General features: G+C 66.1%; 17 protein-coding genes. 11 read left to right on the forward strand and 6 right to left on the reverse strand.

The features are described from left to right. Positions 1-130 precede the first annotated feature (130 nt). From QRN11_RS11890 to QRN11_RS11900, 3 genes are all read left to right on the forward strand, one after another. A complete protein-coding gene (locus QRN11_RS11890; RefSeq protein ID WP_091421422.1) occupies positions 131-724 on the forward strand; it encodes an adenylate kinase in 594 nt (197 codons plus the stop codon). Continuing rightward, entirely contained in the window at positions 721-1,593 is an 873-nt protein-coding gene (locus QRN11_RS11895) for an NAD-dependent epimerase/dehydratase family protein (RefSeq protein ID WP_285251117.1), read from the forward strand. Before QRN11_RS11890 ends, QRN11_RS11895 begins: the two co-directional genes overlap by 4 nt. Before the next feature lie 221 nt (positions 1,594-1,814). Then, positions 1,815-3,617: a S8 family serine peptidase gene (locus QRN11_RS11900; RefSeq protein WP_285251118.1), complete on the forward strand. Its 1,803-nt coding sequence runs from the start codon at positions 1,815-1,817 to the stop codon at positions 3,615-3,617. Here QRN11_RS11900 and QRN11_RS11905 read toward each other — a convergent pair. Continuing rightward, positions 3,614-4,771 (reverse strand): DNA alkylation repair protein, encoded by a 1,158-nt coding sequence (locus QRN11_RS11905; RefSeq protein ID WP_285251119.1) that lies wholly within the window; start codon positions 4,769-4,771, stop codon positions 3,614-3,616. The two genes, QRN11_RS11900 and QRN11_RS11905, sit on opposite strands and share 4 nt — an antisense overlap. 134 nt (positions 4,772-4,905) lie before the next feature. On the opposite strand from QRN11_RS11905, the gene QRN11_RS11910 reads away from it, so the two are divergent. Then, positions 4,906-5,706, forward strand: a complete 801-nt coding sequence (locus tag QRN11_RS11910) for a phosphatase PAP2 family protein (protein WP_285251120.1) — start codon at positions 4,906-4,908, stop codon at positions 5,704-5,706. A gap of 4 nt (positions 5,707-5,710) precedes the next feature. Here the strand turns inward: QRN11_RS11910 and QRN11_RS11915 are convergent, their stop codons facing one another. Continuing rightward, positions 5,711-6,031, reverse strand: coding sequence for a MerR family transcriptional regulator (locus tag QRN11_RS11915; protein ID WP_285251121.1), 321 nt, complete (start codon positions 6,029-6,031; stop codon positions 5,711-5,713). Positions 6,032-6,172: 141 nt separating this feature from the next. Here QRN11_RS11915 and QRN11_RS11920 point away from each other — a divergent pair, with 141 nt between their 5' ends. From QRN11_RS11920 to QRN11_RS11930, 3 genes are all read left to right on the forward strand, one after another. Continuing rightward, positions 6,173-6,598 (forward strand): Hsp20/alpha crystallin family protein, encoded by a 426-nt coding sequence (locus tag QRN11_RS11920; protein WP_091421651.1) that lies wholly within the window; start codon positions 6,173-6,175, stop codon positions 6,596-6,598. Positions 6,599-6,681: 83 nt separating this feature from the next. Beyond that, positions 6,682-7,080, forward strand: a complete 399-nt coding sequence (locus QRN11_RS11925) for a J domain-containing protein (protein ID WP_285251122.1) — start codon at positions 6,682-6,684, stop codon at positions 7,078-7,080. Positions 7,081-7,163: 83 nt separating this feature from the next. After that, the gene (locus tag QRN11_RS11930) at positions 7,164-7,541 is read left to right on the forward strand and encodes a hypothetical protein (RefSeq protein WP_091421395.1); all 378 of its coding nucleotides are present in this window, start codon (positions 7,164-7,166) and stop codon (positions 7,539-7,541) included. Here QRN11_RS11930 and QRN11_RS11935 read toward each other — a convergent pair whose 3' ends face one another. Continuing rightward, positions 7,542-8,930: an AAA family ATPase gene (locus QRN11_RS11935; protein WP_285251123.1), complete on the reverse strand. Its 1,389-nt coding sequence runs from the start codon at positions 8,928-8,930 to the stop codon at positions 7,542-7,544. Positions 8,931-9,053: 123 nt separating this feature from the next. Between QRN11_RS11935 and QRN11_RS11940 the strand changes: the two genes are divergently transcribed. Next, entirely contained in the window at positions 9,054-10,616 is a 1,563-nt protein-coding gene (locus tag QRN11_RS11940; RefSeq protein WP_285251124.1) for a GH1 family beta-glucosidase, read from the forward strand. A 90-nt stretch (positions 10,617-10,706) separates the two neighbouring features. On the opposite strand, the gene QRN11_RS11945 is transcribed toward QRN11_RS11940, so the two are convergent. Together QRN11_RS11945 and QRN11_RS11950 are read right to left on the reverse strand one after the other, a co-directional pair. Beyond that, positions 10,707-11,798 (reverse strand): App1 family protein phosphatidate phosphatase, encoded by a 1,092-nt coding sequence (locus QRN11_RS11945; protein WP_285251125.1) that lies wholly within the window; start codon positions 11,796-11,798, stop codon positions 10,707-10,709. 67 nt (positions 11,799-11,865) lie between these two features. Next, complete coding sequence (locus tag QRN11_RS11950; RefSeq protein WP_285251126.1) at positions 11,866-12,597, reverse strand: DUF72 domain-containing protein; 732 nt, start codon at positions 12,595-12,597, stop codon at positions 11,866-11,868. A 79-nt stretch (positions 12,598-12,676) separates the two neighbouring features. Here QRN11_RS11950 and QRN11_RS11955 point away from each other — a divergent pair, with 79 nt between their 5' ends. From QRN11_RS11955 to QRN11_RS11965, 3 genes are all read left to right on the forward strand, one after another. After that, positions 12,677-14,485 (forward strand): glycoside hydrolase family 15 protein, encoded by a 1,809-nt coding sequence (locus QRN11_RS11955; RefSeq protein ID WP_091421649.1) that lies wholly within the window; start codon positions 12,677-12,679, stop codon positions 14,483-14,485. A gap of 117 nt (positions 14,486-14,602) precedes the next feature. Beyond that, the gene (locus QRN11_RS11960; protein WP_091421382.1) at positions 14,603-14,893 is read left to right on the forward strand and encodes a hypothetical protein; all 291 of its coding nucleotides are present in this window, start codon (positions 14,603-14,605) and stop codon (positions 14,891-14,893) included. Beyond that, a complete protein-coding gene (locus QRN11_RS11965) occupies positions 14,893-15,597 on the forward strand; it encodes an HAD family hydrolase (protein WP_285251128.1) in 705 nt (234 codons plus the stop codon). Before QRN11_RS11960 ends, QRN11_RS11965 begins: the two co-directional genes overlap by 1 nt. Positions 15,598-15,604: 7 nt before the next feature. Here QRN11_RS11965 and QRN11_RS11970 read toward each other — a convergent pair whose 3' ends face one another. Further along, entirely contained in the window at positions 15,605-15,856 is a 252-nt protein-coding gene (locus tag QRN11_RS11970) for a hypothetical protein (RefSeq protein ID WP_285251129.1), read from the reverse strand. Positions 15,857-15,868: the final 12 nt, after the last annotated feature.

A 15,868-nucleotide genomic window follows, 5' to 3' on the forward strand; every position in this document is an offset into this window, starting at 1 on the left:
TGCCAGCCTCCGGAACGCCTCCCGGAGGCTGGCATTGTGTTGCCCGTTATGGGCAGAATAGGGCAGCGCCGGGGCTGCCGGCGGCGGACCCGGAAACCAGCGGTAGCTGCGCCGCGGAGGGACAACGAACATGACCAGACTGCTCATCATCGGTCCGCCCGGCTCCGGCAAGGGAACCCAGGCTGAAAAGCTGGCGCGCCACTTCGGGATCCCCGCCGTCTCCACGGGTGAAATCTTCCGCAGCAATGTCAGCAGGCAAACGGAACTGGGTAACGAAGCCGCCAAGTATCTCGACGGCGGGGATTTTGTGCCCGACCACCTGACCAACGCCCTGGTCAAGGACCGCCTCCGGGACGCTGATGTCCGGGCGGGCTTCCTGCTGGACGGGTACCCGCGCACCGCCCCCCAGGTGGTGGAGCTGGACAACTTCCTGGCCTCCCAGGGCGGCTTCCTCGACGCCGTCATCGAACTCCGCGCCCCGGACTCGGAACTGGAACAGCGGATGCTGGAGCGTGCCCGGAAGGAAGGCCGCCGGGACGATACGGTGGACGTGTTCCGGCGCAGGCTTGATCTGTATCACCGGGAGACCCACGAAGTGGTGTCCGTCTACGCGGGCCGGGGACTCCTGGTGTCGGTCAACGGCAGCGGCGACCCGGGCGAGATCACTGCACAGGCGATTGACGCCGTCGAACGCTTCATCAACGGAAAGGAAAAACGCGCATGAGGGTGGCAGTAACCGGGGGAAGCGGAAAGCTTGGACGGCACGTGGTGCGGCGGCTGGTGGATGACGGACACCAGGTGCTGAACCTGGACCGGGCTGGTGAGCGGAGCCCCGGGCTGGTGGTGGTGGACCTGCGCAACTACGGGCAGGTCCTGGATGTCCTGCTGGGCGTGGATGACCGGCATAACGGGTTTGATGCTGTGGTGCACCTCGGAGCCATACCGGCGCCGGGCATCATCCCTGACGCGGCCACCTTCGAGAACAACATGCTCTCCACCTATAACGTGTTCCAAGCAGCCCGGCGGGCCGGAATCAAAAAAGTGGTGTACGCCTCCAGTGAGACGGTGCTGGGACTGCCGTTCGACGTCGACCCGCCCTACATCCCCGTGGACGAGGAGTACCCGGCGCGGCCGGAGAGCACCTACTCCCTGGTGAAGCACCTCGAGGAGCAGATGGCGGTGGAGCTGACCCGCTGGGACCCGGAGCTGAGCATCTCCGGGCTGCGGTTCTCCAACGTCATGGACCCTGGCGACTATGCAAAGTTCCCAAGCTTCGACGCCGACGCAACGCTGCGGAAGTGGAATCTCTGGGGCTACATCGACGGCCGTGACGGGGCGCAGGCCGTGGTCCGCGCGCTGGAGAACGGCCGGCCCGGCTTCGAGGCCTACGTCATTGCCAATGCGGATACGGTCATGAGCCGGTCAAGTGCCAGCCTCGCTGCCGAGGTATTCCCCGCCGTCAAAGTCACCAAGGAGTTGGGCGAGCACGAGACCTTGCTGTCCATCGACAAGGCCCGGCGCCTGCTTGGCTTCGAGCCCGAACACTCCTGGCGGAACCACGTGGCGGATATCGCAGGAGGCGCGCAAGACTAGGGAATTGCGGTCCGGCGCAGGAATCGCCAAGTGTTGGCACAGGATCCCGCAAGGACCCGGATCCTGGCCGTTGTTGGGTCCTAACCTTTTGGTAAGGGCGGATGGATGGTCTGCCCGCGCAGCCCGCAACGCCAAAACAAGGACCCAAAATTCGTACTCCCGCCTTTGTTCTGCCCGCCGCAGCAGTGTTGGTTTTCGCCGCCCCACTTCTTGCTACTGCCGTGCCTGCCTCGGCAGCTCCACCTGCCGATACCGGTGCCGCCCGCTACATCGTCCAGTACGCAGCCAGCACCGACGTGGCAGCAGAGGCGGCCGGACTGCGGGGACAGGGCCTCGCCGTCGGCCGTACGTTTTCACACGCGGTCCGCGCTGCAGTGGTCACCGCCAATCCTGCCCAGGCGGCCGCACTGGCACGTTCGGGCCGCGTTGTTGCGGTGGAGCCGGATGCCCGCGTCAGCGTCTCCGCCACAGAGCAGCCGGCACCGTGGGGCCTGGACCGCATCGACCAGAAGTCCTTGCCCCTGTCCGGGTCTTACTCCTGGACTTCCTCCGGCGCCGGGGTGAGCGCCTACGTCGTGGATACGGGCGTCCTGGCCTCGCACGCCGATTTTGGTGGCAGGGTGGCCGCAGGCTGGTCAGCGGTCGCCGACGCACTGGGCTCGGGTGACTGCAACGGCCACGGCACGCATGTGGCCGGCTCGGTAGCGGGTTCCACCTATGGTGTGGCAAAGAGCGCCACCGTGGTGCCTGTGCGCGTGCTCGACTGCAACGGTTCCGGCTACAACTCCGACGTGGTGGCCGGGCTCGACTGGGTTGCCGCCAACCACGCCGCCGGAACACCGGCCGTGGTCAACCTGAGCCTGGGCGGAGGCGTGAGCACCACCGTGGACGCCGCCATCCAGGCAGTGATCAACGACGGCGTCACTGCAGTGGTTGCCGCCGGCAACTCTGCCGTGGACGCCTGCAACAGTTCCCCCGCCCGCGTTCCGGCCGCCGTCACAGTAGCGGCCAGTGATTCTGCAGACCGGCAGGCGTCCTTCTCCAACGTCGGCCCATGTGTGGACCTCTACGCGCCGGGCGTCGGCATCACCTCCACCTACTACACCTCTGCCACTGCCACCGCGTCCATGTCCGGGACCTCAATGGCCTCTCCACACGTGGCTGGGGCGGCGGCACTGTTGTTGTCCCAGAACCCGGCCCTCACTCCGGCCCAGGTGGCTGCTGCGCTCACAACCAACGCCACCGCCGGGGTGGTTACCGGCACCACCAGCGGCACGCCCAACCGCCTGCTGTTCGCCGGTGCCGTTGCTGCTGCACCTGCACCTGCACCTGCTCCTGCTCCTGCTCCTGCCCCTGCTCCCGCGCCTGCCCCTGCCCCTGCTCCTGCTCCGACCGTCACGGCGATGACGCCCGGGGTTGATGCCACGGCAGTAGCGGCCGGTTCCAACGTCACGGCCACCTTCAGTGCCGCGGTCCAAGGCGTCACCAGCGGGACTTTCGTCCTCAAGAACTCCGCAGGCAGCCCCATCCCCGCCACCGTCACCTACAACGCCACCACGCGCACAGCCACCCTTGACCCGGCTGCCAACCTGGCTGCTGACACACGCTACACCGCAACACTGGTGGGCGGAACCTCGGCCATCCGCGGCACCACAGGCACCCCGCTGGCCTCCGCCGGCTGGAGCTTCCTGACCGGACCCGCGCCCGTGGTCACCAGCACCACGCCCGGCAGCAACGCACTGCTGGTGCGGCGGACCAACAACATCAGCGTCACCTTTAACGAGGCTGTCCAGGCCGTCAACGGAACCACCTTCACGGTGAAGAACGCCGCCACCGGAGCCGTGGTGCCGGCGTCCGTGTACCGGAACGGGACCACCAATCAGTGGATCCTGGACCCCCAGCAGCCGCTGGCCGCCAAGACCAAATACACCGTGACGGTGACCGGCGGCAGCGCCGCGGTGAGGGACCTGGCCGGAAACCCCTTCGGCGGCCGGAGCTGGCAGTTCACCACCGGTTCCTTCTAGGTTTCGGCCCGGACCGTCTCCAGCAGGAACTCCGCGCGGCCGTGCACGGCCCCGTTGATCTGCAGCTCCAGCGCATGCAATCCGGGGTGGTGCACCCTGGTTGTCATCTGCCGGAAGGCGTGGCGCTTGGACAGGCTCCGGCGCTCGCCCGGTGCGAGGGTCAGGGTTGAGATCTTGAAAACCTTGGCGGATTGGCTGCCATTGGCTTTTTGGTAGTGCACCAAGTAATCCACGGCGAGCTTCACCTCTTCGGTGCCGGAGTTGGAAATCTCAAAAGCGAACGTCAGCTCACCCGGTACGGTGAGGGTTTCCTGGTCCAGCCGCGGGCCGTTCACGGCCACGGACGCAGGGGTGAAGCCCAGCAGCGCCAATGCGCCGGGATGTCCTTTTTTGATCAGGGTGCGGAGCCCATGGCGGACCACCCACGCCGTGTTTTTGTCCACGGTATTGCTGTCCGCCGTGTTGCCGACCGCCGCTCCGAGCCAGCGCCCGGCGGTGGCAACAACAGCGTCCGGCACGTGCCGGGCAAGGTCGTTGAGGTGGTTCGCCACCGAGCGCCGCACGTACTCAGAGGAGTCCCGGTACAGGGCATCCAGGATGGGCAGGGTGGCTTCCGGGCGCTGGACGAGTGCGGGTACGCGCACCGCCCAGGGCAGGTAGGGCCGGGTGCCCTCGCTTGCCAGCCGGCGCACATGCTCGTCCGGGTTTGCTGTCCACTCCTGGATTGCTGCCAGGGCGCGGTCCGGGTTCCGGGCAAGGAGCCGCCGGATGGCGAATTCACCGGTGAGGCGCGGCGTGAGTTCGGCCAGCAGCGCCAGGCAGTCGTCAAAGTCCTCCAACGCACCTGAATCCAGGGCGAGGCTGGCTGCCGCTTCGGACACCGGCCACAGGACCCAGCCGGTAAATTCGGGAAGCTGAAGCGCCGCGCGGAAGCTGCGGGCCGCCGTCGTAAACCCGTCACCGCGGCTGGCCTCGCTGATGTCGGCCACCAGCGCCCGGGCCACCAGGTCGGTGCGGGCACGTAAATTGAGCTCACCCAGCTCCGCGCCGGTGGCTGCGGTCCGCTCCCATGGGACTCCTGGCGAGGTCTCCTTGAGGATGCCGACGAGGGTGGCTATGGCCGGCGGGTCCATCAGTTCGTTCATCACGCCCATGCAGTCAGGCTACCGCCGGGCTAGGACAATGAGGGCCCCTCCGAACGCCAGCCGGATTCCCGCCGCACCAACCCTCCGGAACAGGGATAATCTTCACCCTAGGCAAACTTCACTACCGAGGGACGGACGTGCCGGTGGGACAGCAGGAATCAGCAGGCTCAGGAACCACCCGGAAGAGTACCGGCAAGTGGCGGGCCTTCCATGACAAGTTCGTGGTGGAGGAGCGCTACGTTGACCCGGTGGACCGGCGCAACCTGTACAGGGCAGCCGTCATCCTGGCGGGGGTGGGACTGGCGCTTTTCCTTGCCACCCTGGTCAGCGTTGTCCAGGCAGATGGACTTTCGGCAGCCGACGTGCCCGTCCGGGACTGGCTGCTGGGGCTGAGGTCCCAGACCCTGACGGTGGTGATGATTGTCCTCGCCGTGATCTTCGGTCCCATTGCCCTCCCCATCATCGTGCTGGTGGTGGTGCTCGTGTGGGGCTTCGCCGCGAAGCACGCCTGGCGCCCCGTGGTGCTGGCATCCGCGATGCTCAGCGGGGTCATCATTTCGCAGATCATCCTCCAGATTGTGCGCCGGTCGCGTCCGCCGGTGGAGCAGATGCTCTTTGGGATAGACCACACTTTCTCGTTTCCTTCCGGACACGTCCTGGGGGCGTGCGACTTCCTGCTGGTGGGCACGTTCTTGATCTATTCGCGGCGGAAGAACAGGAAGGCCGCGGTTTGGGGGTTCATCGGAGCGGGAGTCGGAATTGTGCTGGCCTCGGTCAGCCGGCTGTACCTGGGATACCACTGGCTCAGCGATGCACTCGCCTCAGTCTCGCTGTCACTGCTGATCCTCGGGGGAGTCATCGCCCTGGATACCTGGCGGACGGCAAGGATTCCCGGCGAGCGGATCACCGGCGAACTGTCCAAGGCTGAAACCCAGCGGGACTAAACCGTTACGCCGGCGGCCGCGACCGGGCACGCTTTAAGGCACGGTGGAGCTTGAGGTTGGCTTCCTCCAGTTCCAGCACCTTGGCGACTCCGGCCAGGTTCAGGCCCTGGTCAAGGAGCTCGCCGATCCTAAGCAGCACGGCTATGTCCGCATCGCTGTACTGCCGTGTGCCGCCCGAGGTGCGGGACGGCGTCAGCAAACCCCGGGTCTCGTAGAGGCGGATGTTCTGCTGGCCGGTGCCCGCCAGTTTCGCCGCCACCGAAATGGCATAGAGTGCGCGCCCCTTCGCGGGCGCGGCCGCCCGGCCTGATTCCTGCTCTGCCATCGGCCCTCTCCAGAATTTTTGGCGGTGATCTTGCTTCAGTTTCCCACGGGTGCTATAAAAAATCTATATCCACCACCATAGATCATGAAGCGGTGGATATGGCAGGAACCAACATCTGACAAGCTGAAGGAGTGGGAAATGATGTTGATGCGCACGGACCCGTTCCGTGAGCTGGACCGGCTCACGCAGCAGGTCTTTGGAACCGCCGCCCGCCCGGCTGCCATGCCCATGGATGCCTGGCAGGAGGATGGCGAGTTTGTTGTGGCCTTTGATCTTCCGGGCGTCAAGCTCGATTCGCTGGACCTGAACGTTGAGCGCAACGTCCTCACGGTGCGCGCCGAACGCAAGGATCCTACCCAGCCCAACGTGGAGCTGGTTGCTTCCGAGCGTCCGCGCGGTGTTTTCAGCCGCCAGCTGATCCTGGGCGACACCTTGAACACGGACAACATCAAGGCCAGCTATGACCAAGGTGTCCTGACGCTGCGGATCCCCGTGGCGGAACAGGCCAAGCCCCGCAAGATCGAAATCCAGACCCAGCAGGGCGAGATGCACCAGATCGGAAGCTAGGACGGACCCGTGGCGCAGGGCAGCCGTGGCGGGTGCCCTGCGCCGCCCCCGTATCCGGACGCATCTGGAAGCGGAAGACCCACATGAGCGACATCCCGGACTACTACGCAACGCTGCGCGTCCCGCGTGACGCCACCCAGCAGCAGATTTCCCGCGCCTACCGGGCCCTCATGCGCTGCCACCATCCCGACCTCGATGCGGGCAGGGCCACCATGGGCAGCCAACAGAACGTCCCGGTGACGGCTCCGCCGCAGTCGGAGGGCGAACTGCTGCGGATTATGCAGGCCTTCGCCGTCCTGCGCGATCCGGTCCGGCGGGCGGACTACGACCGCGGGGTGAAGGCGGCACCTGCAGCCCGGGCAACACCGGCGTCGGGAACCGCGCGGGAGATTCCGGTCCGCAAAGTCCAGCCCCGGAGCCGCCCTTCGGGGAACACCATCAGGATCAGCCCGGTGCGCTGGGAGAGCGGCCCCTGGGCCTAGCTGCAGAAACCACGCGGCGCATCGGCTACCTTCAGCCGCCGACGGACCCACCGGGGCGGCTCTACGTTAGGGAGGCAAACTGTATGAGCGATTGGCGCCGTTACGACTCACACCTCATGCCGGCGTTCCACGAGCGCTTCGAACAGCGCTGGGGCAAAGGCACCGCCCCGTTCCTGGACCCCGAAGCACATGAGGAGCCCTTGCCCCGTGCACAGTGGATCAACCCGGCAACCGGCGCTGCCCTGGCCGTGGTGCCGGTCTGGACAAACGACGAAAAGCAGCAGCGTTCCTTCGGCGTCTTTTATCTGCCGCCGGCCGGGGACATCTGGGTCCTGCGGCCGGGCTACACGGGGTACCTTGAACCGGCCGACGGCGAAACAGAGCACCTCGTGACGCTCCGTAACGATGCCTTCCGCAAGGCTGTGGCGCATGCGAAGGATTTCCTGTTCGGAGACCAGTAGTCAGGCGCTCCCCGGGGCACCACTGCCCAGCAGGCTCCGGGTGAGGGTCTCGGCGTCGTCCATCAGTTCTTCCGCGGCCGCTGCCAGGTGCACATCCGACACCGGTGCATCTTCCAGGGCTGCAGCCACCACGGCGCGGCGCACCAGTTCGCGGGCGAAGGACGCGGTAGTTCCGGCAGTACGGGCGGCGGCGGTTGCCACCGCCTCCTCACTGAAATTGGCCTGCCGGCCATAGAGCCGAAGGAGCGCAATCCGCTCATTAAGCGCGGGCAGCGGGATCTCCACAGCCAGGTCCACCCGGCCGGGGCGCTGTGCCAGCGCACGCTCGAGCATGTCCGGCCGGTTGGTGGTGAGCACAAACGCGACGTCGGCGTCGTTGTCCAGGCCGTCCATGGCATCAAGGACCTCAAAGAGCAGCGGCTGCGGCCCGTGGCCGAAACTCCGGTCCTCGGCGATGAGGTCGCAATCCTCCAACACCACGATCGAGGGCTGCAAAGCCCTGGCCATCCGGGCCGCTTCCGAAATCCGGGCCAGCGAACCCCCGCTCAGGAGAATGGCCGTAGCGTCCGTGCTCTGTCCCAGCAGATAGCGGACGGTGTGTGTTTTGCCGGTTCCCGGCGGCCCGTACAGCAGGACACCCCGCTTGAGATGCTGGCCATGGCGCTTCAGAGACTCACGGTGGGCGGCAATGCCCACAGCGTGGTCCGACACCTTCTGCAGCAACCCCGGCGGGAGGATCACCTCATGCCCCTCAAGCCGTGGCCGGGAATGGAAGGTCACTCCGCCGCTGCTTGGCCCGAACTCACCCATGGTCAGGGAAACCACCTGGCCCTTCAACACGCTCTGGCTGTCCATCCGCCGCCGGTACTCGGCCAGGAACGCCGTCCCGGTGCCAATGTTTTCGGCCACCACCTCAAGCGAAGCCGACTGCCGTCCCGAGCGCGGATCCGCCGCACGCTGCAGCACACCCAGCCGGCCGCCGTCGTACGTCAACAGCCTCAGCCCGCAGCCCACCGCCTGCCGCTGCGCCTCCGGGCCTACCGCGAGATTCACGTAGTCCGGCTGGGCGAGGGGAAACTGCGGGAACACCTGCGACTGCTGGACCATGTCGCTGAGCGACTGGTGGTGCCGCTGACCGCCCCCGCCGATCCCCACCAGGCGGCTTCCCGGGTCGAGGGCAGCGAGGTCCGCCATCACGATGTCCGCATCAACGAACCGATGAGGCGGAATTTCTTCCTCCACCACGGCAAGGTTTTCGGCCGCCACGCCCAGGTGCCCGGTCAAGGCTTCCAGCAGCTGCGTTCCGGGCTGGCGGCGGTGGCTGCCTGCCTGGGCCAACTGCACCAGAAGCGCAAAATTGTCGATGAACTTCCCCAGTTTTTCATCCATTCCCAGACCCTAGCAGGACGCCCACCAGGAGCCCGGGAATCGTGCGAGGATATGGTCCTGACCTCGCGCGGGTCCAACGATTGGCGCGGGTACCGTCCTGTCCGTAGTAAAGGGTTTGATTCGATGCACATATCCGCCAAGGACCTCGCCGCACTCATCCCCGCGGGGTTCACGCTTGGAGTGGCCACCGCAGCCTTCCAGATCGAAGGTGCGCTGGACGAGGATGGCCGCGGACCCGCCGGCTGGGATGTATTTGCGGCAAAGCCAGGCGCCATCGTGGAGGACCACAGCCCGAAGGTGGCCTGCGACCACTACCACCGCATGCCGCAGGACGTGGCGCTCATGAAGCAGCTGGGCGTGGACTCGTACAGGTTCTCGTTCGCGTGGCCGCGCATCCAGCCCACCGGCCGCGGACCCGCGAACAAGGCTGGCCTGGCCTTTTACGACCGGCTCCTGGACGAACTCCTGGCCAACGGAATCTCGCCCATGGCCACCATCTACCACTGGGACACACCGCTGGCGCTGGACGAGGACGGCGGGTGGATGAACCGGGACACCGCCTACCGGCTGGGGGAGTACGCCGGCATCCTGGCTGAGGCTTTCGGTGACCGGGTGGCCCGCTGGGTCACCATCAACGAACCCGCCACGGTGAGCACCAACGGCTACACCCTTGGCCTCCATTCGCCGGGCAAGGAGCTCCTCCTGGGCGCCTTCCCCACGGTCCACCACCAGTTGCTGGGGCACGGCCTGGCCGTGCAGGCCCTGCGCGCCGCGAAGGTGCCGGGCGAAATCGGCATGACCAACGTCTACTCGCCCATGGTCCCGAATTCGATCAACCCGCTGGACTACGTCAGCGCGGGCCTGATGGACCTGGCGCAGAACCGGCTCTACGCTGACCCAGTACTGACGGGGAAGTATCCCGACCTTATCCGGGCCGCCAAGTTCTTCAGCTCGTTCGAGCATCCGGAGGAGGACATGGAGCTCATCTCGCAGCCGCTGGATTTCTACGGGCTCAACTACTACATGCCCACCAAGGTGGCTGTGGGACCCGGGGGCGGGGCGGTGCCGGCGAGCATGGCGGAGGCCATGGGCAGCGACCTCAGCGCAACGGGCAGCGGCGGCACCCCCTTCCACGTGGAAACCTGGCCGGAAGCGGACATCACGTCCTACGGCTGGCCGGTTAAACCGGAATACATGCGGGTTGCCCTGAAGGAGATGGCCGACCGGTACCCCAACCTGCCGCCGGTCATCCTCACCGAGGGCGGGGCCAGCTTCGAGGACATCATCGTCCGGGACAAGTCCACCAACACCCGGTTCATCCCCGACGAGCGCCGCCTCAAGTACCTCTCGGACCACCTCGAGGCTGCGCTGCGGGCCACGGCTCCCGGCGGTGAGGCCGAGTCCATCGACCTGCGCGGCTACTACGTCTGGTCCCTGCTGGACAACTTCGAGTGGTCCGCCGGCTACAACCAGCCGTTCGGGCTGCTCCATGTGGACTACGAGACCCTGGAGCGGACGCCCAAGGCCTCCTACTTCTGGTACCAGGAGCTCATTGAGGAGCGGGACGTGGCTGCTGCTGCGGACATGGCCATCGCAGCGGCCGCGGCACCCGAGGGGTTGGAGGCGGAGGTCCTGGATGCGGAATCGCCCGACGACGGCGTGACCCCGTTGGGTGCCAGCGCTTAGGCCGCCGGGGCGCGGGGCAGCCGCTGCCGGGGTGCAGGGTAGCCGCTGCCGGGGTGCAGGCTGCGGCTTTAGGGCACTTAGGGCACCGGGCTAGAGGACGTCCAGCATGCCCAGCTGCTTGGCGATGCCGGCGCCGTCAGGGGAGTAGATCCACGGCACCTTGGACGTGGTGTGGTCGCCGTCTTCCGAGTGGCCGCCTGCGAAGACTGACTCGCTCACCGACAGCTGGCGGATGGCGATAGCGGCAACCTTGTCCGGGTTCTCCGCCGCGAAGCCGGAGTAGATGGCTTCATCGTGCTGGCCGTTGTCACCGATCAGCAGCCACTGCATGTCCGGGAACTCCTTGCTAAGCCGCTCCAGGTTACGGTGCTTGTGGTCCTGGCCGCTGCGGAACCAGCGGTCCTGGGTCAGGCCCCAGTCCGTCAGCAGCAGCGCTCCGGACGGGTACATGTTGCGGTTCAGGAACCGGGCCAGGGTGGGTGCGGCGTTCCAGGGGCCCGTGGACAGGTAGATGACCGGGGCATCGGGGTGTTCGATGGTGAGCCTGTCCAGCAGCACCGCCATGCCCGGCGTGGCCATGCGTGCGCGCTCGCTGAGCACAAAGGTGTTCCATAACGCCAGGAACGGCCGGGGAAGGGCGGTGACCATCACGGTGTCATCAATGTCCGAGACGATGCCGAATTTCACGTCGGGCGCGATTACCCGGACCTTTGCCTCAACAGGGTCCGTTCCTTCCGCCCGCAGGACAGCGGTGTGCCAGCCCGGAGACAGCTGGACGTCCACCTCCGTGTCGATCAGGCCGCCGCGGTCCGCCCGGATATGGGTGACGACGTCGCCGATGGTGATTTCGACGTCGGTGAACTGCAGCGGTACACCGGTGAAGGCGCGCCACCCCCGCACATTCTGGTTGCCGTTCTGGGCTTCCTGCTCGGCCTTGCTGCCAGGCAGCGGCTTCTGGGTCATCAGCACCCGCCCCAGTACCCTGACTTGGGTGGTTGAGCCGTAGCCCTGGTAGGCGATGATCTGCGGAACGAACTTCCAGCGCTTGGCCAGCTGGATCCGGACGTCATTGAAGGCGTCCGATAGCCGGTGCGCCAGCCGGAACACCTGGTTCCCGGAGAGCGCGTCCAAAGCCGCGGCAGGTGTTGTGCTGTGTGCAGAATTCTTCGGAGCCGAGTCCATGGCTCCACTCTGCCACAGGGCGGTGCGGGCCACAGAGAAGCCAGGCCTCTGCTGACGCTTCGTGACGTTACCCTTCCCCGAGGATCCCGCGCAGGGTGTCCGCGTTCCGCACGGCGTTCCCGCCGCCGTCGTTGTTGAAATAGGCGTAGACGTCCAGGCCGTTGCCTGCCCATTCCCGGATACGGTCCGCCCACCACTGCAGGTCCGTATCCGAGTAGGAGCCTGCGTAAAGGTGCTGGTGGTCCGGGCCATGGAGCCGCACGTAGGCGAAAGGGGCAGTAGTCCGAAGGATGCAGGGAAGGTTGGCACCGCTCATGATGCAGTAGGCGGCCTGGTGCCGCTCCAGCAGGGTGAACACCTCGGAGCATTCCCAGCTCGGGTGCCGGAACTCCACGGTGACCCTGATCCAGTCCGGCACCGCGGCGAGGAAGTAGTCCAGCCGTGCATCGTCCCGTTCCATGCCGGGCGGCAACTGGACCAGAAGGACTGCGCGTTTATCCCCCAACTCGTGCCAGCACCGGGTGATGCGCTCCAGCCACACCTCCGGTTCGTACAGCTTCCTGGCGTGGGTCAGGCCACGGGGCGCCTTGACTGACATGCTGAACCCGGCGGGCAGCCGCTGGTTCCAGCCGGCAAAGGTGGTGTTGCGGGGCCAGCGGTAGAAGCTGGCGTTGAGTTCAACGGTGTGGAACCGGGCCACATAATGCTGCAACCGGTCCTTCGCGGGCAGCTTGGGCGGGTAGAGGACGTTTTCCCAGTGGTCGTAGCTCCATCCGGAGGTTCCGATGTGGATTGCCATGTTTGCCTCCGGTCACCGCTGCTGCCGTCTTTCGAGGCTACACGGTCCACTCCGGCGCTGGCTGTGGCAGGGTATGGTCATGGCGCGAATTGAAGATTATGCGGTTGTCGGTGACCTCCATACCGGGGCACTGGTGAACACTGAAGGCTCCATCGACTGGCTCTGCCTTCCACGGTTCGATTCCCCTGCCTGCTTCAACGCGCTGCTGGACACACCCGAGGCGGGGCGGTGGCTTTTGGCGCCGGAAAGTGGCGGGCCCTGCACGCGCCGCGGCTACCGGGACGGCAGCCTGATCCTGGAGACAGAGTGGGACACCGCTGACGGGACGGTGCGGGTCATCGACTTTATGCCGCCGCGTGACTCGGTGGCTGACATCGTCAGGATCGTCGAAGGCGTCACCGGAAGCGTGAAGATGCATGGGGAGTTGACCCTCCGCTTCGATTACGGCCACATCATCCCCTGGGTGCGCAAGGACGACTATGGCCTGCACGCCATTGCCGGGCCGGACGCCGTTTATTTTGTAACGCCTGCTCCGCTGCGTGGGGAAAACATGCACAGCGTCAGCGACTTCACGGTCAATGCCGGCGAACGGGTTCCGTTCGTCCTCACCTGGGCCCCTAGCCATGTGGGGCGGCCGCACACTGTGGATGCCGAAGAAGTACTGGGCACCACTTACGCCTTCTGGCGGGGCTGGGCTTCCCAATGCACGGTGGAGGGCAAGTACAAGGAAGCCGTGATCCGCTCGCTGGTGACGCTGAAGGCCCTGACCTATGCTCCCACCGGCGGGATCGTGGCGGCGGTGACCACCTCGCTGCCCGAACAACCCGGCGGCCCCCGCAACTGGGACTACCGCTACTGCTGGCTCCGCGACGCCACCATGACGCTCCAGGCGCTGCTGGCAGCCGGCTATACCGCCGAGGCGGCCGCCTGGCGGGACTGGCTGCTCCGGGCCGTCGCCGGCGACCCGTCGGATCTCCAGATCATGTACGGAATCCATGGGGAACGCCGGCTGCCGGAGATGGAGCTGCCCTGGCTGAAGGGTTACGAAAACTCCTCCCCGGTCCGGATCGGCAACGGCGCCGCCGAGCAGCTGCAGCTGGACGTGTGGGGCGAAGTGCTGGACTGCCTGGCGCTCACCCGCAACTCGCTGTTGACCCATACCGATGAGGCCTGGGACGTGCAGGTAGCGCTGATGGAGCACCTGGAGACCATCTGGGACCAGCCGGATAACGGGCTCTGGGAAATGCGCGGCCCCCGCCGGCACTTCACGCACTCCAAGGTGATGGCCTGGGTGGCGGCGGACCGGATGGTCAAGGGCGTCCGCGACTCAGGGCTTCCCGGGCCGGTGGAACGCTGGGAAAAACTGCGGGACACCATCCGCCGGGACATTATGGCCAACGGCTTCGACGCCAAACGCAACACCTTTGTGCAGTCCTACGGGCGGCCGGAACTGGACGCCAGCCTGCTCCTGATTCCCCGGGTGGGTTTCCTGCCGCCCGATGATCCGCGCGTGATCGGAACCATCGAGGCCATCCAGCGGGAACTGACCGAGGACGGGTTCGTGCTGCGTTACCGGCCCGCCGAGAGCGACGACGGCCTGCCGGGCGATGAGGGCGTCTTCCTGGCGTGTTCGTTCTGGCTGGTGGAAGCGCTGTTGGGCGCGGGCCGCCAAGAGGAATCCCGGAAATTGTTCGAACGGCTGCTGGAATTGCGCAACGACGTGGGGCTGTTGAGCGAGGAATGGGGAGTCAGGCTCGGCCGGCAGCTCGGGAATACGCCACAGGCGTTCAGCCACTTCGCGCTTGTGACTAGCGCTTTGGAGCTGCATCAGGATACCGTTCGGCGAAGTGACACTCCCATACCCCCGGAAACGGCGGAAACGCGCTGAGGCGGCGCGTTCGGGACGTCCGGCTTCTCCTTCGCTAATTAGATAAGTATACTTACTAACACTTCATGGAGTGCTCCCAAAGAGCACAGCACCATGACTGATGGAGGAGTGATTGCAATGGCCGGGTATTTTGAGCTCGTGGACGCGCCCGACGGCGGCTATAGGGTCCGGATGATGGATGGCACCGGGAATCTGATGGCCATCTCGGTCACCTTTCCTACCAAGCGGGCAGCGGTTGCCGGGGTGGCGATGGCGCGTGAAATCGCCGGCACGGGACTGATCAGGGACAAGAGCCACGACGGCGCCGGCACGGTCATCAGGGAGCGCGTGCGTCCGGTGACCAGCCCCAAGGAGGAGGCTGCCCGGGCCAGGAAAACTGCGGGGGCCAAGCGGGCTGCGGTCAGCTGATGGTGGCGCTGGAACCCGAATCCCCTGACAGCGGACGCCGCCGGGGGATTCTCTTTGACGTTGACGGCACGCTGATCGATTCCTCCTACATCCACACCATTTCCTGGTGGGGTGCCTTTCGCCAGCACGGCTACGACATCCCGATGGCGTCGATCCACCATTTTGTGGGCATGGGCGGCGACCGGTTGGTGGACAACCTCCTGCCGGATGACCGGGACAAGTCCCTTGACCCTGAGGTCATGGCCAGCCATGCCGCACTTTACGCCTCCCACTGGCCGGCTTTGCGCAGGTTCGACGGCGCCCGGGAACTGCTGGCCCAATGCCATGCGGCCGGACTCGCCGTCGCGCTCGCATCCTCTGCGCGGAACCAGGACCTCCAGGTCATGAAGTCGATCCTGGACGCGGACGCGTACATCGATGGCGCCACCAGCGCCAACGACGCCGAGGAAAGCAAGCCAGCCCCGGACATCCTCGTCGCCGCGCTGGAAGCAATCGGCGTGGATGCGGCCGACGCCGTGTTTGTCGGGGATGCGGTCTGGGACATGGTGGCCGCCGCCGCGCTGGGGATTCCCGCCATCGGAGTCACCTGCGGCGGGGTCAGTGCCGCTGAGCTCCGGGACGCGGGCGCGGTGGAAGTCTTTGAAGGGCCGCGCGACCTGCTGGAGAACCTGAAAACAAGCGCTGCAGGCCGCCTGTTAACCTGATGCGGCGCTAAAGCGTCTGCCCGCCGGCGACCGAGTCCTCGTCACCCGCATTGGCCGGTTTGACCCAGGAAACTGCTACCCGCACTGAGCCGTCGTCGCTCCGATCTATGTCGGTGACCACGTCGGTGATGCTGGCGCCCATCTCCACGATGCGCTGCTGGTAGCTGGCTACCAGCGCTTCCAGGGTTTCCTCCGTCCATTCGCCAGGGCGCATGCGCGTGGAAATTTCGACCGGTTCCGGCTGGTAGAGCGACATCATGTTCCTCTTTCA

The organism is Pseudarthrobacter sp. fls2-241-R2A-168, from assembly GCF_030209335.1.
Classification (GTDB): Bacteria; Actinomycetota; Actinomycetes; order Actinomycetales; family Micrococcaceae; genus Arthrobacter.